This is a genomic window from Sphingomonas sp. SL1004, from assembly GCF_057815015.1.
The window spans coordinates 1272240-1296142 of sequence record NZ_JBYMUX010000001.1 but is presented as its reverse complement, the minus strand read 5'-3'; the positions used below and the strand labels follow the sequence as shown (position 1 = coordinate 1296142).

Here is a 23903-nt window from a genome sequence, read left to right as displayed (position 1 = left end):
ATCTTATCAGCTAGCCATCCGGTCGGCGATCCGGCCAAGACTCTCGTCGCGCCCGAGCAGGTCGAGCACATCGAAGATCCCCGGCGACGTCTTGCGTCCCGTCAGCGCGGCGCGAAGCGGCTGTGCGACCTGGCCGAGCTTGACGCCCCGCGCTTCGGCCACGCGCCGTACCGCGCCTTCGAGCGCCTCCGTATCCCACTTGTCGAGCGCGTCAAGTTCGGCATGGGCATTGACCAAAATTGCACTCGCTTCACCCTGTAAAAGGCTCGCCGCGGCGTCATCCATCGCTAGAGGACGCTGGCTGAACAGGAAATTCGAGCCTTCGGCCAGTTCGTTCAGGTTTGCGGCACGTGGCTTCAGGACGGGCATCGCGCGAGTCAGAAGATCCAGTCCGCCGGTCGGCAGGTCGTGGCCGAGACGGTCGGCGGCGAGTTGCGCCAAGCGCGCGTCGTCGGCTTCACGGATATAATGGCCGTTGAGGTTCTCGAGCTTCTTCAGGTCGAAGCGCGAGGGCGACTTGCCGACGCCCGACAGGTCGAACCACTCGACCGCCTGTTCGCGGCTGATGATCTCGTCGTCGCCGTGACCCCAGCCGAGCCGGAGCAGGTAATTATCGAACGCCTCGGGCAGAATACCCATCTCGTCGCGATACGCTTCGATGCCCACCGCGCCGTGACGCTTCGACAGCTTGGCACCATCGGGGCCGTGGATCAGCGGGATGTGCGCGTAGATCGGCTCGGGCCAGTTCATGGCGCGGTAGATCGGCAGCTGGCGGAACGCGTTGTTGAGGTGATCGTCGCCGCGGATGACGTGCGTGACGCCCATGTCGTGATCGTCGACCACGACCGCGAGCATGTAGGTCGGCGTGCCGTCGGAGCGGAGCAGTACAAGGTCGTCGATCTCTTCGTTCTTGACCGTCACCGCGCCCTGGACGCGATCCTCGATCGTGACGGCACCTTCCTGCGGTGCGCGCAGGCGGACGACGTGGGGAAGGTTCGGTGCTTCGCTCTCGGGACGATCGCGCCACGGGCTGCGGATGCGGAGCGGCCTCTTCGCGGCCTGGGCCTCGGCGCGCATCGCCGCGATTTCCTCGGCGGTCATGTAGCAGCGATAGGCGTGGCCGTTGGCGACCATTTCGTGCGCGACCTGTGCGTGGCGTTCGGCACCGGCGAACTGCATGACGACGTCGCCGTCCCAGTCGAGCCCGAGCCAGCGCATGCCGTCGATGATCGCGTCGATCGCCGGCTGGGTCGAGCGGACCCGGTCGGTATCCTCGATCCGCAGCAGAAACTTGCCCCCGTTCGCCTTGGCGAACAGCCAGTTGAACAGCGCGGTGCGCGCGCCGCCAAGATGCAGGAACCCCGTCGGCGACGGAGCGAAACGGGTAACCACGGGTGCGGCCGAAGCGGCGGTGCCCGTATCAGATATTGCGCCCAACCGCGGGTGCTCCCAGACTGATGAAACCATGGAGAAACGATGGCCATGACAGCCGTCGCCGCCCCTAGCATGCGTCCTTGGCGGCGACAAATGGGCGTGCCGCGATGGGGGGCTGTCGTTGGGCTTGCCGTGGCGCGCGGGGGCCTGACGGTCGAGCGCTGGCTGGAGGCGGAACGCGACCAGCTGGTGCTGTGGCTGCCGGTGACGCTTGGGGGCGGTATAGCGCTATGGTTCGCGTTGCCGGACGCGGCGGCGTGGTGCATGGCGATATTGCTGCTGGTGGCGAGCGGGCTTGCGGGTCTGGCCGTGGGGCAGGGCGGGCGTGCGGCGCGCGCGCTCGCGATCGGGTTGCTGACGGGCGCGCTCGGCCTCGGGCTGATCTGGGCAAGGTCAGAATCTGTGGCGCGGCCGGTGCTGGGCGGTCCGACGATCGCGAGCTTCTCGGCGAAGGTCGAGGCGATCGAGCCGCTGGTGGCGCGGAAACTGGTGCGGTTGACGGTTCTGCCGATCGGCAAAGGTGTGGAGACCGACGGGCAGCCGGTTGCCTTGCCGTACCGGGTCCGCGTCAACCTCGCGGAGGCCGACGCGCCGAAGCTGCTCGGGACCGGGGCAGTCGTGCACCTTCGCGCCCGCCTGATGCCGCCGCCTTTGCCCGCGGTGCCAGGCGCCTACGACTTCGCGCGGGTCGCGTGGTTCGGCGGGATCGGCGCGACCGGGCGTGGCTTCGCACCGGTGGTGGTGACGACGCCGAGCGCATCAGGTGCGGGCATCCGAGTCGCGCTGTCGCACCACATCGTCTCGCGACTGGACGGCAGCGCGGGCGGTATCGCGGCAGCGCTCGCCACCGGCGACGTCGGCGCGATCAGCGAGGAGGATTCAGAGGCGATGCGCCGGGCGGGGCTCGCGCATTTGCTGTCGGTGAGCGGATTGCACATCACCGCGGCGGTGGCGGCGACGATGCTGATCGTGTTGCGCCTGCTGGCGCTCAGTCCATGGCTGGCCTTGCACGCGCGCCTGCCGCTGATCGCAGCATTGGCGGGTGCGGCGGCGGCGATCGGCTATACGCTGCTGACGGGAAGCCAGGTTCCCACGATCCGGTCGTGCGTCGCCGCGCTGCTCGTGTTGGCCGCGCTGGCGATGGGGCGCGAGGCGATGACCTTGCGGCTCGTCGCGGCGGGAGCGGCGTGCGTCATGCTGGTGTTGCCCGAATCGGCTGCCGGACCGAGCTTCCAGCTATCGTTCGCGGCGATCACTGCGATCATGGCCCTGCACGAACATCCCGTGATCCGCGCGTTCTTCGGACCGCACGAGGAGGGACGAGCACGCCGCCTCGCACGGGGCGTGGCGTCGCTGCTGCTCACCGGACTGCTCGTCGAGTTCGCGCTCATGCCGATCGCGGTCTACCATTTCCACAAGGCGGGGCTGTACGGCGCATTCGCGAACATCGTCGCGATCCCGTTGACGACGTTCGTTGTCATGCCGCTGGAGACTCTGGCGTTGCTGCTGGACGTCGGAAGCCTCGGTGCACCAATCTGGTGGCTGGTCCAGCGATCGCTCGACGCGCTGCTCTGGCTTGCCCACGTGGTGGCGGGCGCGCCCGGATCGGTGCGGTCCCTGCCGGCCATGCCGACTGCGGCGTTCGCGCTGATGGCAATCGGGGGGATTTGGATCGCGTTGTGGCGGACCCGGTGGCGGCGTCTGGGACTGCTGCCGCTGATGATCGGGGCAGTGTGGGCGCTGGCCACGCCGCCGCCCGATATTCTGGTGACGGGCGACGGCCGGCATGTCGCGGTCCGGACCGCTGCTGGCCTCTCGATGCTGCGGGACCGGGCGGGCGACTATACGCGGGATATGCTTGCCGAGAACGGTGGGGGCGACGGCGAGCCACTGCTGCTGGCCGACCAGCCCGATGCGCGGTGCAGTCGTGATCTTTGCGTCACCGATATTGCCGCGCGCGGACGGATGTGGCGGATTCTTGCGACCCGCAGCGCCTATATGGTCCCGATTGCCGAGTTCGTTGCAGCCTGTCGCGCGGCCGACGTCGTCGTCAGCGAACGCGGTCTGCCGAAGCGCTGCGTGCCGCGGTGGCTGAAGCTCGATCGACGCGTTCTGCAGCGGACGGGTGGAGTCGCGCTGACCTTGGGGACCGGGACGGTCGTGACGATCCTGAACGCGGGCGATCGCCATCCCTGGCGCGATCCGCCCATGCTCGAACGTACGGCACATTCGTTTAGACCGCGGCATGTCCGGTTTCATGATGCGGCGCCGGCGTTTCGCGCCAGCCGAGTCCGTCAAAAGTAGAATTGTCCACGCGAAGGCGCGAAGGCGCAAAGGCGCGAAGGTGATGCGACTCAGGAGACCTTCACACCTCCATGAACGATCAGCCCACGTCGGTTTCGGTGGTCTGCGAAGGCAAATAGACGCCAATCTAAGCACTACATCTTCGCGCCTCCGCGCCTCCGCGCGAACCAATTCTTCGGCTGCGTGGGAAGTTGGCGGCGATATGTTCGCGCAGAGGCGCAGAAGTGCAAAGATTGACGGTTCGAGTCGAGGTCGCGCTTATGCCTCGGAGCGTGAGAGAGTCTTCCGGACGCTTGATGGTGTTTGCTTGGGCGTGTCGAAAACTGGCCGCTTTTCGACCGCTCGGCCACGTCGCTTAGTTTGCCGAATAGGCCCGGTCGCTCTTGCCGGAGGGAAAGAGCGACTTGGCTTGCCGGCCTGGTGGTCGCTTTTTCCTGAGCAGCCAAAAAGCCGACTTCGGCCTGCATCGCGATGAAGCAGGCCGATCCCGGCAGTTCAGTCGTAGCGGCGCAGGATGCCGGAGAGCTTGCCCTGTACGCGGACCTGGGCGGGGGCATAGCGCTGCGGATCATAGGCCCGGTTGGCCGGATCGAGGCGGACCATCGCGCCTTCGCGGCGGAAGTATTTCAGGGTGGCTTCGCTGTCTTCGATCAGCGCGACGACGATCTCGCCATCGCGGGCGGTTTCGGTGCGGCGGATGAGGGCATAATCGCCGTCCAGGATGCCGGCTTCGACCATCGAGTCACCCGAGACCTCGAGCGCGTAATGTTCGCCAGAGCCGAGCAGTGCTGCGGGAACGGCAAGCATGGTGCTGCCTTCGAAGGCTTCGATCGGGACGCCGGCGGCGATGCGGCCGTGCAGCGGGATTTCGATCACGTCGTTCGCAGGCTGCGGTGCGGCGACAGCGGCCACAGTCTTCACGTTCGACGGCTTCGAAGGCGTTTTCTTTTCCGGGCGCTCCGGCATACGCAGCACTTCGAGCGCGCGTGCACGGTTCGGCAGACGACGGATGAAGTTACGTTCCTCAAGCGCGCTGATCAGACGGTGAACCCCCGACTTGGATTTCAGGTCGAGCGCGTCCTTCATCTCCTCGAACGACGGCGAGACACCGGTATCGTTGAGCCGGTCGTTGATGAAGCATACGAGTTCGTGCTGCTTGCGCGTGAGCATGGCGGTTCTCCGTCCGGAACAGACTGGGAACTTCTATGGAACATAATTAACGCCGTCAAGCGCTCGCTTCACGCAATGACGAGGATTTCCGCCGATTCGCCTTCTCTTGCGATCGGCGCGTTGCCCGCGCGAACGATGAGGCAGGTCGAACGCGCCAATGTCAGGAGCATCGAGCTGTCCTGGATCGTCGATGCATAGGCCTTGCCGTCGCGAAGTTCGGCACGGAGATAATCGGTGCGGGCGTTGTTCGCGGGCAGGTCTTCGCCGAGCAGCGCGTGACTCGTCTGCGGGAGTGGATCGCGGGCTCCGGCCATATGCGCGACGACCGGTTTGACGAACAACGTCGCCGTGACGAATGCCGAGACCGGGTTGCCGGGAAGGCCCAGGACCATCATCTCGCCGATCCGGCCGGCCATCATCGGCTTGCCCGGACGCAGCGCGATCCGCCAGAAGTCGATCGTGCCGCCGGCGGCCTCGATCGCCGGGCGGACGAGGTCGTGGTCACCGACCGAGGCTCCTCCAGTGGTGACCAGGAGGTCGGCTTCGACGCTGGCGAAGGCATCGCGCAGGATGTCGAGACGGTCGGGGAGGATCCCGAGGTCGATGATGTCGACGGGCATGTCGGCGAGCATCGCGGCGAGCATGATGCCGTTCGATTCGGGGAGCGCAACGCCGTCGGTGGTCGAGCCGGGGGGGACGAGTTCGTCTCCCGTCGCGGCGACGGCGACGCGGACGCGGCGGTTGACGGTCAGGCTGCCGTGGCCGCCGGTTGCGGCGACGGCGATGCGCGCGGGGCTGAGCCGGTCGCCAGCGGCGATCAGGCGGGTGCCGGTGGAGAAGTCCAGGCCCTTGCGACGGGTATTACGGCCTAGCGTCGGAGGGCCTTCGCCGGCCAGGATCAGCGTTTCGCCGTCACGCTCGGCTTCCTCCTGGACCATGACGCTGTCGGCGCCTTCGGGCATTGCCGCGCCGGTGAAGATGCGGGTTGCTTCGCCTGGACCGACCTTGCCGGTGAACGGGCGTCCCGCCGCGCTTTCGCCGATGACTTTCCAAGGGCCGGACATGTCGGCGAAGCGGATCGCGTAGCCGTCCATGGCGGAAAGATCTGCAGCGGGTTGCGTACGGCGGGCGAGGATGTCTTCAGCCGCCCAGCGGCCGGCGGCGTCGCGCAAGGGGACCGTCTCGTGGCCCACGCGGGGAGCCATGGCGAAGAGGCGGGACTGGGCTTCGGCGACGGGGACTAGGGTCATGCTGGGAACTCTGCGGCTGGGCGGTTTGGCTGAGTGAAGTATAGGAAGTATAGACGCTGGGAGCGGTTTGCCGGTTCGCACTCCGTACGGGAGAAGCGCCTGGTTGGCGGGCATGTTCCGTGCTTTGCCATGGGTTTGGCTTGTAGGACAGGTGTTGTCGCCGCGGTGGACCCGGGCGACGGCGGTACGCGCTGCTTGGTGCGGAGGCTTGGGTGGCGGTCTTGGCGAACGCGCTGTCGAAAGCGGATCGATATCCGATGTCAGCTACTGCTTCCTTGCTCTCCCGCGAAGGCGGGAGCTCAGACTGGGTCCCGGCCTTCGCAGGGAAACATATTGAGGCTTGGTGACGGGCGGTCCATCATGATGTCTGCCATCGCAATTGGGCCCCGGCCTGCGCCGGCGAGGTGCCTGTCGGGAGGGCGAGGGGGAGACTCGGGGCGTCAAGTAGGCGGAGCCGATCCTACCTCGCCAGTCTGGGTTCATCTGGAAAGGGCTTTCCCTGCACGGAATGAGACACCAGATCAGCAGGATGACAGCAGTTCAGCCACGTACGAAAGACAGGATCGGAGCGGCCGTCGGGGCGATCGTGTTGCCGGGGTTGCTTGGCTACGCGCTGCTCAACGGGCTGGTGGTGCCGATGCCGGCGGCGATGGGCGAGGCGTTGAAGGTGTTCGGGGTGGCGCCCCCTCCGCCACCGCCGCCGGTCGAAAAGGTCAGGCCGCGGCCATCACCCAGTCATCGACCGCAGGGGGCTGCGTCGCCGCCTAACCTGAAGTCGAAGGCTACCGAGGTGGTCGCGCCGCCGCCGGTGGTGCCGATCGTGGTGCCGCCGCCGGTGGTCGTTGCGGCCAAGGCCGGGGTTGGGGCGCAGGCGACCGCCGGGGCGTCGGACGTTCGTGGACCGGGTACCGGGAGCGGCGGGGTCGGTAACGGTACCGGGAGTGGCGGTTACGGGGATGGCGACGGTGGCGGGGGCGAGGAGACGCCGCCGCGGTGGCGGCGCGGGCGGCTGAAGGATTCGGATTATCCGAAGGACGCCGCCGAAACCGGTATTCGCGGGACGGTTTCGGTGCGGTATGTGGTCGAGGTCAGCGGACGCGTGTCGCAGTGCCGGGTGACGCGGTCGAGTGGAAGCGCGGAGCTGGACAGCCTGACGTGCCGGCTTATCGAGCAGCGGTTTCGGTATGATCCGTCGCTCGATGCGGCGGGGCGGCCGGTGGAATCGACGATCGTCGAAAAGCATGATTGGGCGATAGACGATTGAGCGGGGCTCGAACGCGATCGCTCCGCCGGGCGTGCCCTCACCCTTCGCTGCCTTAGGTGTCTCTCCGCTCTCCCTTATGGGAGAGGGTTTTGTCAGGCGGTCCAGTTACCCGATTTGCCGCCGCTCTTGGCGACGACGCGAATGTCGCCCAGGATCATCGTCTTGTCGATCGCCTTGGCCATGTCGTAGATTGTCAGCAGCGTGACCGTGGCTGCGGTGAGGGCTTCCATCTCGACACCGGTTTTGCCTTCGGTCGATGCGGTCGCGGTCGCGGTGACGCCGGTCGCGTCCACGGCCAGGTCGATTTCCACTTTGGTCAGCGGGAGCGGGTGGCAGAGCGGGATCAGGTCGCTGGTGCGCTTGGCTGCCATGATGCCGGCAACGCGGGCGACCGCGAGGACGTCGCCCTTCTTCGCAGTACCCGCGCCGATGGCCGCGGCGGCTTCGGCGGACATGGTGATGCGGCCGGTCGCGACGGCCTCGCGGGCCGTGACGGACTTGCCGCCGACGTCGACCATCCTTGCCGCGCCGGCTTCGTCGATGTGAGTAAGGCCGCTCACCCGACCAGCGCCCGCGTCGCGGCTTCGACGTCGTCCTGCCGCATCAGCGCTTCGCCGATCAGGAAGCAGTGGATGCCGTGCTCGGCCATCGCGTCGAGCTCCGCGCGGGTCGTGAGGCCACTTTCGGCAACGAAGGTGCAGTCCTTGGGCGCCTTGTCGACGAGGTCGTAGGTGCGCTGGAAATCTACGGTAAAGTCGCGCAGGTCGCGATTGTTGACGCCGATCAGCCGCGACTTGAGTTTCAGCGCGCGCTCCATCTCGTGTGCGTCGTGGACCTCGACCAGCACGTCCATGCCGCATTCCAGCGCGGAGGCCTCGATCTCGGCCATCTGGATGTCGTCGAGCGCGGCGACGATGATCAGGATACAGTCGGCGCCGATCGCACGCGCCTCGGTCGACTGCCATGGATCGACCATGAAGTCTTTCCGAAGCACCGGGATCGAAACTGCGTCGCGAGCAGCCGTCAGGTACGCGTCGGCGCCCTGGAACCACTTCTCGTCGGTCAGGACGGACAGGCACGCGGCACCGCCGGCTTCGTACGCGCGGGCGTGCGCGACGGGATCGAAATCGGCACGGATCAGGCCTTTCGAGGGGCTCGCCTTCTTGACCTCGGCGACCAGCGCGTAGCCGGCCTTCGCATCGCCCTTTTTCGCGTCGAGCGCGGCACGGAAACCGCGGGGCTTCGACATGCGGGCGATGCCGGCGTCGATGTCGGCGAGCGAGGTCGTGGCCTTGCGCGCGGCGACTTCGGCACGCTTGGTCTCGAGGATACGGTCGAGCATGGTCATGTCAGTAGGCGATCCAGCGGGCGAGCAACGCGTCGGCGCTGCCGGTGTCGAGCGCGGCGGCGGCTTGCCCGACGCCTTCGACGAGAGTGGAGACGGTGCCGGCGACCATCAGGGCGGCGGCGGCGTTGAGCAGGACGGCGTCGCGGTAGGGGCCGGTCTCGCCCTTGAGCAGGCGGCGGAGCGCTTCGGCGTTGTGATGCGCGTCGCCGCCGCGAATGTCGGTAATGGCGTGGCGGGTGAGGCCGGCGTCTTCGGGGGCGATCTTAGCGGGAAGCGTAACGGTGCCGACCGAGGCGACGACGCTGGGCCCCGCACCGGAGAGTTCGTCGAGGCCCTCTTCGCCCGAGACGACGAGCGCGGCCTGGGTGCCGAGCTGCTCCAGCGCGTCGGCGTAGAGTGCGACGTAGTCGGGCCGCGCGATGCCGATCAGCTGGCGGGTGGTGCCGGCCGGGTTGGCGAGCGGGCCCATCAGGTTGAAGATCGTCCGCTTGCCGATGCGCTGGCGAATGGGCGTGATGCGCTTCATCGCCGGATGGTGGTTGGCGGCGAAGAGGAAGGCGATGCCGATGTCGTTGAGGCTCGCCTCGGCGGTGGCGCCAACGCGGTCCATGTCGAGACCGAGCACTTCCAGCGTGTCGGCAGCGCCGGCCTTGCTGGAGGCGGCGCGGTTGCCGTGCTTGGCGACGGGCACGCCTGTGGCCGCGACGACGAGTGCTACGGCGGTCGAGACGTTGAGCGTGTGGTGGCCGTCGCCGCCGGTGCCGCAGACGTCGACCGCGCCGCTAGGGGCGTCGATCGGGATCATCCGGTTGCGCATTGCACGCGCGGCTTCGGCGATTTCGATGCTGGTTTCGCCGCGGGTCGCGAGATTGGTGAGGAACGTCGCGATCGCGTCATCGCTGGCGCGCGCGTCGAGGATGTCGGCAAAGGCTTCGCGGGCGGACTCGCGGGAGAGCGGGGAGCTGGGGTCTGGAAGGAGGGTGATGGTGGTCACAGCTCCAGGCCTTCGCGTGCCTTCACGGGGATGCCGGCCATCTTGAGGAAGTTCGCCAGCATCGCGTGGCCATGTTCCGTCGCGATGCTCTCCGGATGGAATTGGACGCCGTGGATAGGCAGCGTCTTGTGGCGGAAGCCCATGACCGTGCCGTCCTGCGCGGTTGCATTCACCACCAGCGTATCCGGCACCGCGTTGACGATCAGCGAGTGATAGCGCGTGGCGATGAACGGCGAGGGGAGGCCGGCGTAGAGCCCGGTGTCGTCGTGCAGCACCGGCGAAGTCTTGCCGTGCATGAGGCCACCGCGTTCGACCCGGCCGCCGAAATGCTGGCCGATCGCCTGATGGCCGAGGCACACGCCCAGCAGCGGCTTGCCCGCATCCGCGCAGGCGGCGACCAGGTCCAGGCTGACGCCTGCCTCGGTCGGCGTGCAAGGCCCTGGTGAAATCAGGAACGCGTCCGCGCCGGAGGACAGGGCCTGCCCGGCGGAGATCGCATCGTTGCGGACGACCTCCACCTCGGCACCAAGCTCCATCAGGTAATGGACGAGGTTCCAGGTAAAGCTGTCGTAATTGTCGACGACGAGGATCATGCGGACGCCATAGCCGATGCGGTGCCTCGTGCAAGGCGGGTGGATGCAAGACGGCACGACGGGATTGCACTCTGGCCGGGCAGAACCATGTTACAGCGTAACGCGGGGCCGGTGACGGCGTGCCGCGGTTTTCCCTCTGCTACAGATCATTCAGGGCGGAGCAATGCCGTAAGACGGACGTTGTTAGTCCAAAGGAGCTTAACCGATGTTTCGTACCGCCGTCCTCGCCGCATTGATCGCGCTACCCGCCATGGCTTCCGCGCAGGACGCTCGGGTAGATACCCCGCCGCAGCGCATCCGCAGCGTGACGCTGAGCGGCGATCAGAAATGCCCGCAATCGACCGCTGGCGAAGTGGTCGTGTGCTCCACGCTCGACCAGCCCTACCGGATCCCCAAGTCGTTGCGCGATGACAAGCCGATCGCCGCCCAGAACCAGAGCTGGGTCAATCGAGCCGCATCGATCGACCAGATCGGGCGGGTTGCTGGCGGCTTGCCGGATACGTGCTCGGCGGTCGGGACGGGTGGCCAGTCGGGTTGCTTCATGCAGCGCAATCAGGCGTACGCGGCCGAGCGTCGTGCTTCGGCCAGCGAGACGAACACCACGCCGTAAGCGTTTGTCGTCGAGGTTGCTCCGTAACCTCGAATGACCTCCCCGGCGAAGGCCGGGGTCCAGTTGGGAAACATTCGTAAAGGAGGTCGCACATCGTTACCGCGACCTTTCAAACTGGACCCCGGCCTTCGCCGGGGAGGTGTGATATTAAGGCGAAGGTCGTCCTGGGCGACCGGATCTATTGGCCAAAACCCGATGCCCTCGCCCGATTGACCGCTTCGCGCGCGGCGGCGAGGATCGCGCCGGCCTTGGCTTCGCATTCGCGCTGTTCATATTCGGGGACACTGTCCGCGACGATGCCGGCGCCTGCCTGGACGTGGATCATGCCGTCTTTGACGATCGCGGTCCGAAGCACGATGCACGAGTCCATCGAGCCGTCGGGCGAGAAATAGCCGACTCCGCCAGCGTAAGCGCCGCGGCGCTCGGGTTCGAGTTCGGCGATGATCTGGCACGCGCGGACTTTCGGCGCGCCACTCACCGTTCCGGCGGGGAAGCCTGCGAACAGCGCGTCGAGCGCGTCCTTGTCAGGCGAGAGCGTGCCGACGACGTTCGAGACGATGTGCATGACGTGGCTGTAGAATTCGACGCCGTAGCTGGCGGTCACGCGCACCGAGCCCGGCGACGCGGCACGGCCGACATCGTTGCGGCCGAGATCGAGCAGCATCAGATGTTCCGCGCGCTCCTTTGGGTCGGCGAGCAGGCTGATGCGGTTGGCTTCGTCCTCGGCGGCAGTCTTGCCGCGGGGGCGCGTACCGGCGATCGGGCGGATCGTCACTTCGTCGTCGCGGACACGGACGAGGATCTCGGGGCTCGATCCGATCAGCGCGAAGCCCGGCAGATCGAGATGATACAGGAACGGCGACGGATTGATCCGGCGCAACGAGCGATAGAGCTCGAAGGGCGGCAGCGCGAACGGCGTGCTGAAGCGCTGGGCTAGCACGACCTGGAAGATGTCGCCGGCGAGGATATAATCCTTCGCGGTGGCGACCATTTCGCCATAGCGACCTTCGGGTAGCGCGGGCGTGTAGACGGGCTCGGCGACGTCGGCGCGGATCGGGGCGGGGACGGGCGTGCTGGCGAGCTTGGCGGCGACCGCGTCGAGACGGTCTTCCGCTTCGGCGACGATAGCATCAGCATCGCGCGACGGGTCGGGCCAAGCGGGCGCGACCAGATACAGCGCGTCGGTCAGGCGGTCGAACACGAGCACCACGGTCGGCCGAACGAAGATCATGTCGGGCAAGCCGAGCGGATCGACCGCCGGCTGCGGCAAATTCTCGACCAAGCCGATTGTCTCGTAGCCAAAATAGCCGACGAGGCACGCGAGCGCGCGAGGTAGTTCGACGGGCACGTCCGCGCGGCATTCAGCGACCAGTGCGCGCAACGCATCCAGCGTGGGCGCGGCGCACGGCTCGAACGTCTCGCGATCGGTCGCCCAGTGGCGGTTGATCTCGGCGCTGTGACCGTGCGCGCGGAACAGTAGATCGGGCGCGAGGCCAATCAGGCTGTGGCGGCCGCGGGTCGCGCCACCCTCCACCGACTCCAGGAGGAAGTCGCCACGTCCCGGCTCGATCAGCTTCAGCGCGGCGGCGACCGGCGTTTCGGTATCGGCGACCTGACGGCGCCAGACGAGCGCAGGGCGCCCCTCGGCCAAGGCATCCCGCGGGCTCATGCGATCAGTTCCCTGTGCCGCCCTGGCCGAGCAGGTCCGCACGGACGCGGGCGAGCGAGGTCGGGTTGGTCTTCACGCCGACATCGGCACGGACAGCCTTGGCGAACTGTTCGACATATTCGCGACCCACCGAGCGGCCGATATTCGCGCGCGCCGCCTTGATCGCCGCATCGTTGCCGGCCGCATTGCCGCTGGCGATGCTGTCGAGCTTGATGATGAACCAGCCGCTGTCGTCGGGCGCGGCCAGCGTCTTGGCGGTGTTCGGCGCCATGCTGAACATCAGCGCGAGCGCGGGCGGTGCGCCGCGCGGATCGGCGGAGATCTGCGCACGCGACGCCGTCAACGGGCGCGGGGCGGGGATCGGCAGCTTGGTTTGCGCGAGCGACTGCGCGATCGGCATGCCCTTGTTGATACGTGCCAGAACGTCGGCGGCGACCTTCCGGGCAGCCTGACGCGCGCGTTCGGCGCCCACGTCGCGCAGGACGGCGGCGCGAACCTGTGCCAGCGGACGCGGCGTGGCGGGAACGACCCGGCCGAGCGCGACGACGGCGAACCCACCATCGGTGCCAAGCTGGACGAGCTGCGGGCCGTCACCCTCGGCTGCCTGGAACGCGGCGGCCACGAGCGGCGCGATCGCCGGGTTGGGCTGGCTCGCCGTGTCATCGGGGTTGGCGCCGCTCGCGATGAGCGCGGGAGTCGTAACGGGCTGGAGCTTCTGGTCGGCGATCACTTCGTCGAACGTGGCGTTCTTCGAGAGCGAGTCGTCGATCTTGTCGTGGATCGTAGAGAGCGCCTCTGCCGACTTCTGGATGCCGAGTGCGGCAGCGATTTCGCCGCGGACTTGATCGAGCGAACGAGCTGCCACCGTCTCGATCTTGTCGACCTTGGCCACGGTCCAGCCGAGCTGCGTACGGACCGGGCCGATTACGGACCCGCTCGACGCGGCGAACACGGCGTCGGCGACCTGCGCGGAGGCCGTACCGGCATAGGCGGCCTTCTCGACGCCGGTCTGGGTTGCGGCTTCGAGCCCTGCGGCACGGGCTGCGTCGGCGAGGCTGGTGCCGGCCTTCACCTTGGCGGCAAGTGCGGTGGCGCCAGCCTGATCGGCGACGACGACCTGCGTGATGGTGCGCTTTTCGGTCGCGGCATAGCGTGCGCGATCCTGCTGATAGGTCTTGGCGATCTCGGCATCGGTCGGCACCGCCTGCGCCTTGACCTGATCGGGCGAGACGATCGCGTAGCGGACGATGCGACGCTCGGGCACGGTGTAGCGGGCGATGTTGCGCTTGTAGAAAGTGGCGAGGTCGGCGTCGCTCGGCGCCGGGCCGGCGGGGACGACCGCGGCCGGAATGAACCCGATCGTGCCGGTGCGCTTTTCAAGCAGCAGCGAGGCATAGGGAAGTGCGAGCTGGCTCGACACCTGCGTCGCGCCGGTGCTGGGGATCGTCAGCTGCTGCGCGAAGGTGTCGCGCTCGATGTCGCTGCGGATCTGCGCATCGGTCAGCTTGCGCTGTGCCAGAATCTGGCGGTACAAATTCTCGTCGAACTTGCCGGTCGGGCCTTGCAACGCCGGGATGCTGGCGATCTGGCCATCGATCGCGCGCTTGCTGACGATCATGCCCTGCGCACGACCGAACTGCTCGAGCGCCATGCTGGAGATGATCCGGTCAAGCGTGCCGTCGAAGCCGCCCTGATTGACGAAAGTCGCCATGTCGAGGGTCGGCTGCTGCTGGCGAAAACCCTCCATCTCGGTCTGCGCCTGCGTTTTGAGCTGGTTTGCGGTGACCTCGGCCTTGCCGACCTTCGCCACGTCGCCGCCGGTAATGCCTGCGCCACCGGTCATCGAGCTGAGGCCCGTGACATCGCCCGCTGCGAACGCGAGCGCGATCACGCCGAGCACGAGGAAGGTGATGATCACGCCGACCTTCGAATGGGTAAGGCGGCGGAAGAAAGCGAGCATGGACAGCCGATCGACAGGAATAGAACGCGGCTGCTTTACGGTGAGGGCGCGCCCTCTTCAAGTCGGGCGCATCACGTCGTTCGGGGTTGTGCCTCACGGACGCTCCGCTATCGCTGGGCAAAATATTCGGGAGACGATGATGCGGCGTAAGCTCGTGGCAGGAAACTGGAAGATGAACGGGTCGCGTGCGGCGCTGGCCGAGCTCGATGCGATCGCGGCGGCGGCGAGTGCCGCACCGGGAATCGACGTGGCGGTGGCCGTCCCGTTCACGCTGATCGCAGCCGCGGCGGAGCGCGTGCCGGAGCTCGCGATCGGCGCGGAAGACGTCCACGAGGCGGACAACGGCGCGCATACCGGCTGCGTGTCTGCGGCAATGGTGAAGGAGGTCGGCGCGAGCTTCGCGATCGTCGGCCATTCGGAACGTCGCGCAGACCAGCACGAGACGAGCCACGACGCGTGGGCAAAGGCGGCGGCCGCGCGGCGGCAGGGGCTGAACGTCATCTTGTGCTGCGGCGAAACCGAGGCGGAGCGTGACGCCGACCGGGCCGAACGCGTCGTGCAGGCACAGATCGAGAAATCGGTGCCCGACAATGCCGACGGCAGCTGGTTCACGCTGGCCTACGAGCCACGCTGGGCGATCGGCACCGGTCGCACGCCGACGCTCGACGAGATCGCGGCGATCCACGCGATCGCGCGGGCGAAATTGCGAATGCTGATCGGCGATGCAGCGGCGGGGGTGCGGATCCTGTACGGTGGATCGGTGACGGGGGCGAATGCGGCCGCGATCCTATCGACGCCAAATGTCGACGGCGCGCTTGTCGGCGGTGCGAGCCTCACCGCGGATAAATTCGTACCGATCATCGAGGCGGCGGCGGGACTTTGATGACTTGCGTTAAGTCCCGATAAACACAGCAGTCTTATGATTAATCCTGCGATTCGGCGGGCGGATCGGTGGTCGGCACAGCGCTGCAGAGAATTGAGGGTTTCGATGACCAGGTGGTTCCCCGGTTGCTTAGGCGCTTCGCTAGCGGTTTGCGCGGTGGTGAGTTCGGTCCCCGCACGCGCTGAAACACCACGGGAATTGCTGACGCAGGCGGGTTTCGTCGACCGCGATCGCGGCGTGGCGCTGGCGCGGATCGACAAGGCCGCGGCGGTGGCGGGGCAGGCGCTGAGCCGTTCCCCGAACGACCAGGAAGCCGCGATCATGCAGGCGATGGCGATCGGCTACCGCGCGAAATTGCTCGGCAACCGCGGCCAGGCGATTGCCGCGCGGAAACAATATGAGGCGCTCGTCACGCGCTATCCGCGCAACGCCGAGGCGCAGGCGGCGCTGGGCGCGTGGCATGTCGGGGTGATCGCCAAGCTCGGCCGGTTCGTCGGGCGCGCGGCGGCGGGCGCGCAGAAGGCGGTCGGGTTCGAAGCACTGGACCGGTCAGTGGCGCTGGGGGGCAATCGGGCAATGTTTGCGGGGCTGGCCGGGCTGTTGCGGCTGGAGCTGGATCCGAACGATGCGCGCGGCCGGATGCTGGTCGAGACCGCGAGCAAGGCGCCGGCTCCTACCGCGATCGACGTGTTCGTGCGGCGCGCGGCGGCGGCGGTGCTGGTGCCGATCAGGGCGGGCGATGCCGGCGGGACAAAGGCGCTGGCGGACAAGCTGCTGCCATTCGGGCAGTTCGCCGAGGGGTAAGACTCCTCATCCACCCGGCATATGCAACTTTCTTGTTCCCCCGCGGAAGCGGGGGAATGGACTAGATGCCGTAACGCTTCGCTAGCACCGCAAAGGATGCGCGGAGGGCGCAGGCTTCGCCGCCCTTGGGACGGCCGGGTTTGGCCGACGGGCGCCACGCGAAGACGTCGAGATGCGCCCACACCGTATCCTTCGGGATGAAGCGGCGGAGGAACAGCGCGGCGGTGACGGCGCCCGCGAACCCGCCATCAGGGGCGTTGACCATGTCCGCCACGTCCGACTTCAGCATTTCGTCATAGCCGTTCCACAGCGGCAGGCGCCACATCTGGTCGGTCTGCGCGATACCGGCGGCGAGCAGGTCGGCCGCCAGCGATTCGTCGTCGGTGAACAGCGGCGGGAGGTCCGGGCCGAGGGCCACGCGGGCTGCGCCCGTCAGCGTTGCGAAGTCGAGGATCAGGTCGGGGTTGCTCTCGCCCGCCTTGGTCAGTGCATCGCCGAGCACGAGGCGTCCTTCGGCATCGGTATTGGTGTTCTCGACTGTCAGACCCTTACGCGTCGCCAGGACGTCGCCGGGGCGGAAGGCATTGCCGGCGATCGAGTTCTCGACCGCGGGGATCAGGAGGTGGAGACGGACCGGGAGCTTGGCCGCCATCACCAGGCTGGCCAGCGCGAGCGCGTGCGCGGCGCCGCCCATGTCCTTCTTCATAAGGCGCATGCCGGCGGACGGCTTGATGTCGAGACCTCCGGTATCGAAGGTCACGCCTTTGCCGACCAGCGCGACGCGGGGGTGCGAGGGATCGCCCCATTCGAGTTCGATCAACCGCGGTGCGCGATCCTTGCTCGCGGCCTGGCCGACCGCATGGATCATCGGGTAGCCGGTCGCGAGCGCATCGCCACGCGTGACGGCGACCGTGCCACCAAAGCGGTTGGCAAGTGCTTCGGCGACGGCTTCGAGATCGGCTGGGCCCATGTGGGAGGCGCCGGTGTTGACCAGGTCGCGGACGAGCGCGGTGGCCTCGGCGAGACGCACGGTCTCATCGATATGCGCGGCGTCGGTGGTGAGCAGGACGCGCGCGCCCACGGGTTCGGGTTTGACGTAGCGCGTGAAGCTGTGCTGGGCGAGCATCCAGCCGAGGCCTGCCGCACCGACCGAGCCCTCCGCCAAACGGTACGTTCCCGCGGGCAACGACGCGCCGAGCGAGGCGATCCGCCACGGCGACGTCACCGCTTCGTTGCAGACCAGCAGCATCGACCAGTCGCCTGCGCCTTCGCCCGGGAGCACGGCACGGTCGCCCGGCTTGCCAGTCAGGCGGTGCGCGGCGACGGTCGTACGGGTGCGAGCCGGTTGCTTTGCGAGCCACGTCTCATAGGCGTCCGGATGGACGACATGGATGGTCCGCGCGGGCTGGCCACGGTCGGGCTGGAGCATCGAAGCGAAGTCGGTCATGAAGCAGGCGCCACCAAAAGTTGTTCGTACCGTCCGCCCGCGCCGGGCTCGGCATAGGTGCTGAGCGAGAGCGTGCGGTCGGGATAGGTGATCCGGTAAGTGCGGTTGACGAAGCCGCCGCGCAAGCGGGTCTTGCCGGTTTGCACGAACGCGGTCGGTTCGCCGAGTACGCCCAGGCTCGACTTGTAGTCGGCGAGCGCGACCGGCTTGAAGTAGAAATTGGCGTCTTCGGTCAGACCCTTGCGATCGAGCGTGCCGGTGCGGAGCTGGTCGTAGACGGTGCGGGCGTGGGTGAGCGCGGCGCTATCCTCGGCATTGGCGACGGGAGCGGGGAGGACGATGTTCGCCACCCCCTTCGAAATGCGGCCGACCGCGTTGCTGAACCAGCTGTTGGTGAGCACGACGATCGCCGCCTTGTCGTCGGGATAGACGATGTTCTCGGACAGGAATCCGACCGCTTCGCCGCTATGCTCGAAGTAGCGACGACCGTTCGCGCTGCCGGTGAAGACGCCGAGGCCGTAGCCGTTGCTCGATCCGTCGGCGAGTTTCACCGGGGTTTCCTGCGCGGCCCAGTCGTCGGCGGGAAGCGTGGTACGGTTCAGGCGGGCGACGTCCCATTTGGCGAGGTCCTCGGCGCTCATCGACAGTTCGCCGGCGGCGTAGAGCCAGCCGTCTGCGCTCGGCGTCTCGGGACGGACGGGGCCGAGCGCGAACCGGCCGTAACCTTGCGGAAATGCCTTTCCGATCGCCTTGTCCTGGTCGAGCGCGCGGATGTCGAGCGGCTTGAAGATGTGCGTCTGCAGGAAGGACAACAGCGGCTGGCCCGAGACCTTCTCGACGATCAGGCCGGCGACCACGTAGCCGGTGTTCGAATATTGCCACTGCGTACCCGGCTGGAAATCGAGTGGCTTCTTCGCCCAGCGATCGACGATCCCCTGCGGCGTGACGGGCTTGGCCATCGCGGCGAAACTGTAATCCTGTGGCCAGTAATCCTGCAGGCCGGAAGTGTGGCTGAGAAGCTGGCGGATGGTGATGCGGTCGCCACCGGTGACGCCGGGGATATATTTCGCGACGGTGTCGTCGAGGCTCAGCTTGCCTTCGTCCTCAAGCAGCAGGATCGCGGCGGCTGTGAACTGCTTGGAGATCGAGGCGATCTGATACGGTAGTTTCGGGTCGGCGACTGTGATGGCCTCGGACGGTTTGCCATAGGCCTTGGCGAACACGATCCGTCCGCCGCGCACGACCGCAATCGACGCGGACGGCACGCCAGTATTGCCAAGCGCGCCGGCGACCAGCGTATCGATCTGTGCGGTCTCGGCAGGGGTGAGCGTTTGCGCGAGGGCGGGCGACGGCAGCACGAGTGCTGCGGCGATCAGAAATCGGGACATCATGGAAGCTACCGAAACAGAAACGCTGGGTTCGCGCAACCGTCCGGAACAATCGTCGAGTTCGACAAGTTGATCTAGGTCAGGTGACGAGCAAACGGCGGCGGGAGAGCGGCGGGGGCAGGGCGTCACGTCTAACGAAGGGAATGAGGTTATGGGCGCTCGACGGAGTTGGTCCGCGATCGTGCTGGGGGTCGTCATAGCGGCGATCGGCCTGGTGCTCGCCATCGGCGGGGCGTGGCTCGCCGCACTCGGCGGTTCATTATATTACATCATCACCGGCGTCGCGATGGCCGTCGCGGGCGTCCTGCTGGTTCGCCAGCGCCTGGCCGGCGCGTGGCTGTACGGCGCGATCGTTGCTCTGACGATCCTGTGGGCGTTCTTCGAATCCGGTCTCAATCCGTGGGCGCTCGTACCGCGCGTGATCGCGCCGATCGTCCTGCTGCTCGCCTTGTTCCTCGTCCTCCCGACGATGACGCGTGCCGCCAATCGCTGGAAGCTGGCGGGCGGCGGGATCGTCGCCGTCGTCGCGGTGGTCGCGATCTTCTTCACGGTCATCGGATCGCAGGAAGAAGCGATCGCGGCACTGCCGGCGCCCAGTTCGCAGGGCATGATGGATCCATCGGGTCAGGCGACCGGTCTCGACTGGCCGTCCTATGGCGGTACCGGCTCTGCCCGCCGCTATTCGCCGCTGACTCAGATCAACGCGTCGAACGTGGGCAAGCTGGAGCAGGCGTGGCTGAGCCACACGGGCGACATGCCCGATGCCGGCGGTGTCGGCAAATATGGCGCCGAGACCACTCCGCTGAAGATCGGCGATGCGCTGTATCTGTGCTCGGCGAAGAGCATCATGATCTCGATGGACGCGGCGACGGGCAAGGAGCGCTGGCGCTTCGATCCCAAGGTTGCGGACGAATGGATCCCTTATACCGCGGCCTGCCGCGGCGTGACCTATTACGCTGTTCCTGGTGCCAATCCCGATGCCGCGTGCGCGACGCGGATCATCGAAGGCACGCTCGACGCCCGCATGATCGCGGTGGACGCGAAGACCGGCAAGCCGTGCGCCGATTTCGGCATCAACGGCCAGGTCGATGCCAAGATCGGCATGGGCAAGGTGTTCCCGGGCCTCGTTTCGATCAACTCGCCGCCGGTCATCGTCCGGGGTATCGCGGTCACCGGTCACCAGACCACCGACGGCCAGGAACGCTACGAGCCATCGGGCGTGATCCAGGGCTTCGACGCGGTCACCGGCAAGCTCCGCTTCGCCTGGGACATGCTGCACCCGGACTGGAACGGCTATCCGCCGGCGGGCCAGGAATGGGCGCGCGGCACCCCCAACATGTGGACGATGGCGAGCGGCGACGAGCAGCTCGGCCTGGTCTATCTGCCGATGGGCAATTCGACCGTCGATTACTGGAGTTCGCTCCGCACCAAGACCGAGAACAGCTTCGGCACCTCGATCGTCGCGCTCGACGTGACGACCGGCAAGCCGCGCTGGAAGTTCCAGGCGGTCAAGAACGACGCATGGGATTACGACTTCGGCAGCCAGCCGACCCTGATCGACTATAAGGGCATTCCCGCCTTGCTGGTGTCGTCGAAGCAGGGCGACATGTATGTCCTGGACCGCGCGACCGGCAAGCCGCTGACGCCGATCGGCACGATCAAGGCACCGACCGGCGGGGTCGAACCGCAACAGCGTAGCCCCACGCAGATCGTCTCGCTGTGGCAGACGCTGCGCAAGCCCGACCTCAAGGAAACCGACATGTGGGGGATGTCGCCGATCGATCAGATGATCTGCCGCATCAACTTCAAGCGAGCGAGCTACAAGGGCTTCTTCACACCGCCCGAGGTGGATCGTCACTCGATCGAATATCCCGGCTATAACGGCGGCACCGATTGGGGCAGCGTGGCGGTGGATCCGGCGCGCGGCGTGATCGTCGCCAACTATAACGACATGCCGAACTATGTGCGGCTGGTGCCACGTGCGGAGGCCAACAAGAAGGGTTGGTTCACGCGCGAGCAGAATGCCGAACTGGCTGCTGCTAACAAGGCCGGCGCGGCCAGCCGTAGCGGCACGCCGCATGCCGAGGGTGCGGGCGATCCGCAGGCAGGCACGCCGTACGCGGTCGACGTCAATGCGGGCTGGCAGATGCCGTTCACCGGCATGCTCTGCAAGCAGCCGCCTTATGGTGGCATCCGCGCGATCGACATCGCGACGGGCAAGACGATCTGGGATCGCCCGTTCGGTTCGGCACGCAAGAACGGTCCGTTCGGCATTCCGAGCCATCTGCCGCTGACGATCGGTACGCCGAACAACGGCGGTTCGATCGTGACGGCCGGCGGCATAATCTTCGTGGCGGCCGCGACCGACGATCTGTTCAAGGCGATCGACCTGAAGACGGGCAAGATCCTGTGGCAGGCGGTTCTACCCGCCGGCGGCCAGGCGACGCCCATGGTCTATGAACAGAATGGCCGCGAGTACGTGGTGCTGATGACCGGTGGCCATCACTTCATGAAGACGCCGATCGGCGATCAGGTGATCGCCTGGGCCCTGCCGCAGAAGAGTTGAGGGAACTCACGACCGTTCGAGGACGTTTCTCTGAACGGCCGGGAGTCCGTCGTTTCAATTGGGGAAAAAATCATGTTGTGGACTATCGCCGTAATCCTGCTGATCCTCTGGCTGGCAGGCTTTGCCTTCCACGTCGCCGGCGGATTGATCCACATCCTGCTGGTGATCGCGGTCATCGTGGTTGTGATCAAGCTGCTGACCGGCCGTAGCGCGGTCTGACGCGGGCGTTTCGGCACGCGGACATCCGGCGTTCCGAAACGCCACTATTGCCAGATATACTGCGGGCGGCCCAATCATTTGGGTCGCCCGTTTCTGTAAGTACCAGTATTCGTGGCAGCTTGCACAGTTGCCGCCGATCTGAACCCATCCCCGGTTGCCGATTCTCCGTGAGATGCGATGATCTGTGCAGGACCGATACAGCCGACAGGCAGGCGAGTTGGTCCAGGGGATGTCGTATGATCTACGCCTATCTTGCAATGATCGGGTGGTGCGGGACAAAATGGCCCGGATGGTGGCGCTGGCCGCATCCGCCGGGACCGGACCCCGACCCTTGGTGGGACCTGGCGATCGGCGTTATCGGCATGGTCGGCGGTATCATTGCCGTGGGGCTGTTCCGCCCCCTGCTGCCCGAGGGGCTCACCGCTGTAACGACGACGGCGTTCTTCGGCGGGGCGTTCGCCGCGACCGCGGTCGGCTCGTTGGTCGCGTTGCGCAAACCCTCGGTTCGCGGTCGCGCCGTCTAGTCGAAGCGCAGGGGCTGCGTACGGAATCGCGCGCCAGCCCCTGCGTTTTCGAACGATGCCGTACCCTGGTTAGACCGGGACGCCGTAGAGATCGTGGTCGTCGGCATCTTCGATCGTGACGGGGACGATGTCGCCGACCGTCAGGTGCCCGGCGTCGCGCAGGAAGACTTCACCGTCGATCTCGGGCGCATCCGCCTGCGAACGACCGGTCGCGCCCTCTTCGTCGACTGCGTCGATAATCACGTCGAGCGTGCGGCCGATCTTCGCCTGCAACTTGGCCGCGGAAATTGCCGCGGTCTTTTCCATGATGCGGGCGTAGCGCTCTTCCTTGAGCTCTTCGGGCACGTGGTCGGGGAGCAAGTTAGCTGCGGCGCCTTCGACGGGTTCGAAGCGGAAGGCGCCCACGCGGTCAAGTTGCGCTTCGTCGAGCCAGTCAAGCAGATACTGGAAATCCTCCTCGGTCTCGCCGGGGAAGCCGACGACGAAGGTCGAGCGGATCGTGATGTCGGGCGCGATCGTTCGCCAGTTATGGATGCGCTGGAGCACTTTCGCATCGTTGCCGGGGCGCTTCATCCGGCGCAGCACCGATGGCGCGGCGTGCTGGAACGGGATGTCGAGATACGGTAGCACGAGGCCTTCCGCCATCAGCGGGATGACGTGGTCGACATGCGGGTACGGGTAGACGTAGTGGAGGCGGACCCACGGTGCGATTCTGCCGAGTTCGCGCGAGAGGTCGGTCATGTGCGCACGGACCTCGCGTGCTTCGTTGCGGGACATCGGGCCACCGGGCTTCACCGGCCAGCTGGCGTGTCGCAGGTCGACGCCATAAGCTGACGTGTCCTGGCTGATGACCAGCAGTTCCTTTGTCCCCGCTTCGACGAGCTTCTCCGCCTCGCGCAGGATCGCGTCGGGGCGGCGGCTGACGAGGTCACCGCGCAACGACGGGATGATGCAGAACGAGCAGCGGTGGTTACAGCCCTCGGAGATCTTCAGATAGCTGTAGTGGCGCGGCGTCAGCTTCAGGCCGGCGTCGGGGATCAAGTTGAGGAACGCGGACGGCGGCATCGGGGCCGCCTCGTGGACCGCGCCGACGACCTGCTCGTATTCGTGCGCGCCGGTGATCGCGAGGACCTGCGGGAAGCGCGCGCGGATCGCGTCGGCTTCCTTGCCCATGCAGCCGGTGACGATGACGCGGCCGTTCTCGGCGATGGCCTCGCCGATCGCCTCCAGGCTTTCCTCCTTGGCGGAATCGAGGAAGCCGCAGGTGTTGACCAGCACGATGTCGGCGCCGGCGTAATCCGGCGACATCTGGTAGCCGTCGCCGCGGAGCTGGGTGAGAATCCGTTCGCTGTCGACGAGGTTTTTCGGACAGCCGAGCGAGACCATGCCGATCTTCGGCGGGGAGGGGAGTGTTGTTGCCATGAAGCCCGCGCACATAGGCGCAAAGTTCGGTTTTTTCTAGGCGGGCGGAATCGC

At 66.8% G+C, this 23903-nt stretch carries 20 protein-coding genes; 8 read left to right on the top strand and 12 right to left on the bottom strand.

Translation table 11 applies throughout. The annotated features are described in order from the left end of the window. Positions 1 to 6: 6 nt before the first annotated feature. Positions 7 to 1467, bottom strand: a complete 1461-nt coding sequence (gltX, locus tag AC3D24_RS05660) for a glutamate--tRNA ligase (protein WP_489028982.1) — start codon at positions 1465 to 1467, stop codon at positions 7 to 9. 60 nt (positions 1468 to 1527) lie between these two features. Between gltX and AC3D24_RS05655 the strand changes: the two genes are divergently transcribed. After that, the gene (locus AC3D24_RS05655; protein WP_489033056.1) at positions 1528 to 3738 is read left to right on the top strand and encodes a ComEC/Rec2 family competence protein; all 2211 of its coding nucleotides are present in this window, start codon (positions 1528 to 1530) and stop codon (positions 3736 to 3738) included. Positions 3739 to 4233: 495 nt separating this feature from the next. Here the strand turns inward: AC3D24_RS05655 and lexA are convergent, their stop codons facing one another. Both lexA and AC3D24_RS05645 read right to left on the bottom strand, forming a co-directional pair. Beyond that, a complete protein-coding gene (gene lexA / locus AC3D24_RS05650; protein WP_489028980.1) occupies positions 4234 to 4908 on the bottom strand; it encodes a transcriptional repressor LexA in 675 nt (224 codons plus the stop codon). Between the two features lie 68 nt (positions 4909 to 4976). Beyond that, on the bottom strand, positions 4977 to 6158 hold the full coding sequence (locus AC3D24_RS05645) for a molybdopterin molybdotransferase MoeA (RefSeq protein WP_489028978.1): 1182 nt from the start codon (positions 6156 to 6158) through the stop codon (positions 4977 to 4979). 529 nt (positions 6159 to 6687) lie between these two features. Here AC3D24_RS05645 and AC3D24_RS05640 point away from each other — a divergent pair. Then, the gene (locus AC3D24_RS05640; protein ID WP_489028976.1) at positions 6688 to 7422 is read left to right on the top strand and encodes a TonB family protein; all 735 of its coding nucleotides are present in this window, start codon (positions 6688 to 6690) and stop codon (positions 7420 to 7422) included. 92 nt (positions 7423 to 7514) lie between these two features. Here AC3D24_RS05640 and moaC read toward each other — a convergent pair whose 3' ends face one another. The 4 genes from moaC to AC3D24_RS05620 are packed head-to-tail and all read right to left on the bottom strand — an operon-like array spanning position 7515 to position 10357. Further along, positions 7515 to 7982 carry a cyclic pyranopterin monophosphate synthase MoaC gene (moaC, locus tag AC3D24_RS05635; protein WP_489028974.1) on the bottom strand — a complete coding sequence of 156 codons (468 nt, stop codon included), beginning with the start codon at positions 7980 to 7982 and terminating at the stop codon, positions 7515 to 7517. After that, positions 7979 to 8770 (bottom strand): indole-3-glycerol phosphate synthase TrpC, encoded by a 792-nt coding sequence (trpC, locus tag AC3D24_RS05630; RefSeq protein ID WP_489028972.1) that lies wholly within the window; start codon positions 8768 to 8770, stop codon positions 7979 to 7981. The genes moaC and trpC overlap by 4 nt, the downstream gene beginning before the upstream one ends. Position 8771: 1 nt before the next feature. Beyond that, positions 8772 to 9764, bottom strand: coding sequence for an anthranilate phosphoribosyltransferase (gene trpD, locus AC3D24_RS05625; protein WP_489028970.1), 993 nt, complete (start codon positions 9762 to 9764; stop codon positions 8772 to 8774). After that, positions 9761 to 10357 (bottom strand): anthranilate synthase component II, encoded by a 597-nt coding sequence (locus AC3D24_RS05620; RefSeq protein WP_489028968.1) that lies wholly within the window; start codon positions 10355 to 10357, stop codon positions 9761 to 9763. Before AC3D24_RS05620 ends, trpD begins: the two co-directional genes overlap by 4 nt. 205 nt (positions 10358 to 10562) lie before the next feature. Between AC3D24_RS05620 and AC3D24_RS05615 the strand changes: the two genes are divergently transcribed. Next, a complete protein-coding gene (locus AC3D24_RS05615) occupies positions 10563 to 10967 on the top strand; it encodes a hypothetical protein (protein ID WP_489028966.1) in 405 nt (134 codons plus the stop codon). A 178-nt stretch (positions 10968 to 11145) separates the two neighbouring features. On the opposite strand, the gene trpE is transcribed toward AC3D24_RS05615, so the two are convergent. Beyond that, positions 11146 to 12636 carry an anthranilate synthase component I gene (trpE, locus tag AC3D24_RS05610; RefSeq protein ID WP_489028964.1) on the bottom strand — a complete coding sequence of 497 codons (1491 nt, stop codon included), beginning with the start codon at positions 12634 to 12636 and terminating at the stop codon, positions 11146 to 11148. Between the two features lie 4 nt (positions 12637 to 12640). Next, positions 12641 to 14596 carry a peptidylprolyl isomerase gene (locus tag AC3D24_RS05605; RefSeq protein WP_489028962.1) on the bottom strand — a complete coding sequence of 652 codons (1956 nt, stop codon included), beginning with the start codon at positions 14594 to 14596 and terminating at the stop codon, positions 12641 to 12643. A 136-nt stretch (positions 14597 to 14732) separates the two neighbouring features. Here AC3D24_RS05605 and tpiA point away from each other — a divergent pair, with 136 nt between their 5' ends. Together tpiA and AC3D24_RS05595 are read left to right on the top strand one after the other, a co-directional pair. Continuing rightward, positions 14733 to 15479, top strand: a complete 747-nt coding sequence (gene tpiA, locus AC3D24_RS05600; protein WP_489028960.1) for a triose-phosphate isomerase — start codon at positions 14733 to 14735, stop codon at positions 15477 to 15479. A 159-nt stretch (positions 15480 to 15638) separates the two neighbouring features. Next, positions 15639 to 16283: a hypothetical protein gene (locus tag AC3D24_RS05595; RefSeq protein ID WP_489028958.1), complete on the top strand. Its 645-nt coding sequence runs from the start codon at positions 15639 to 15641 to the stop codon at positions 16281 to 16283. A gap of 61 nt (positions 16284 to 16344) precedes the next feature. Here the strand turns inward: AC3D24_RS05595 and AC3D24_RS05590 are convergent, their stop codons facing one another. Together AC3D24_RS05590 and AC3D24_RS05585 are read right to left on the bottom strand one after the other, a co-directional pair. Next, positions 16345 to 17730 carry a leucyl aminopeptidase family protein gene (locus AC3D24_RS05590; protein ID WP_489028956.1) on the bottom strand — a complete coding sequence of 462 codons (1386 nt, stop codon included), beginning with the start codon at positions 17728 to 17730 and terminating at the stop codon, positions 16345 to 16347. Continuing rightward, complete coding sequence (locus tag AC3D24_RS05585) at positions 17727 to 19118, bottom strand: serine hydrolase domain-containing protein (RefSeq protein WP_489028954.1); 1392 nt, start codon at positions 19116 to 19118, stop codon at positions 17727 to 17729. Before AC3D24_RS05585 ends, AC3D24_RS05590 begins: the two co-directional genes overlap by 4 nt. A 151-nt stretch (positions 19119 to 19269) precedes the next feature. Between AC3D24_RS05585 and AC3D24_RS05580 the strand changes: the two genes are divergently transcribed. The 3 genes from AC3D24_RS05580 (at position 19270) to AC3D24_RS05570 (ending at position 22427) form a co-directional block, all read left to right on the top strand. Further along, positions 19270 to 21684 carry a membrane-bound PQQ-dependent dehydrogenase, glucose/quinate/shikimate family gene (locus AC3D24_RS05580; RefSeq protein ID WP_489028952.1) on the top strand — a complete coding sequence of 805 codons (2415 nt, stop codon included), beginning with the start codon at positions 19270 to 19272 and terminating at the stop codon, positions 21682 to 21684. A 72-nt stretch (positions 21685 to 21756) separates the two neighbouring features. Continuing rightward, positions 21757 to 21903, top strand: coding sequence for a lmo0937 family membrane protein (locus AC3D24_RS05575; RefSeq protein ID WP_489028950.1), 147 nt, complete (start codon positions 21757 to 21759; stop codon positions 21901 to 21903). Between the two features lie 236 nt (positions 21904 to 22139). Next, positions 22140 to 22427: a hypothetical protein gene (locus AC3D24_RS05570; protein ID WP_489028948.1), complete on the top strand. Its 288-nt coding sequence runs from the start codon at positions 22140 to 22142 to the stop codon at positions 22425 to 22427. Positions 22428 to 22496: 69 nt separating this feature from the next. On the opposite strand, the gene rimO is transcribed toward AC3D24_RS05570, so the two are convergent. Beyond that, positions 22497 to 23849 (bottom strand): 30S ribosomal protein S12 methylthiotransferase RimO, encoded by a 1353-nt coding sequence (rimO, locus tag AC3D24_RS05565; RefSeq protein WP_489028946.1) that lies wholly within the window; start codon positions 23847 to 23849, stop codon positions 22497 to 22499. Positions 23850 to 23903 lie beyond the last annotated feature (54 nt).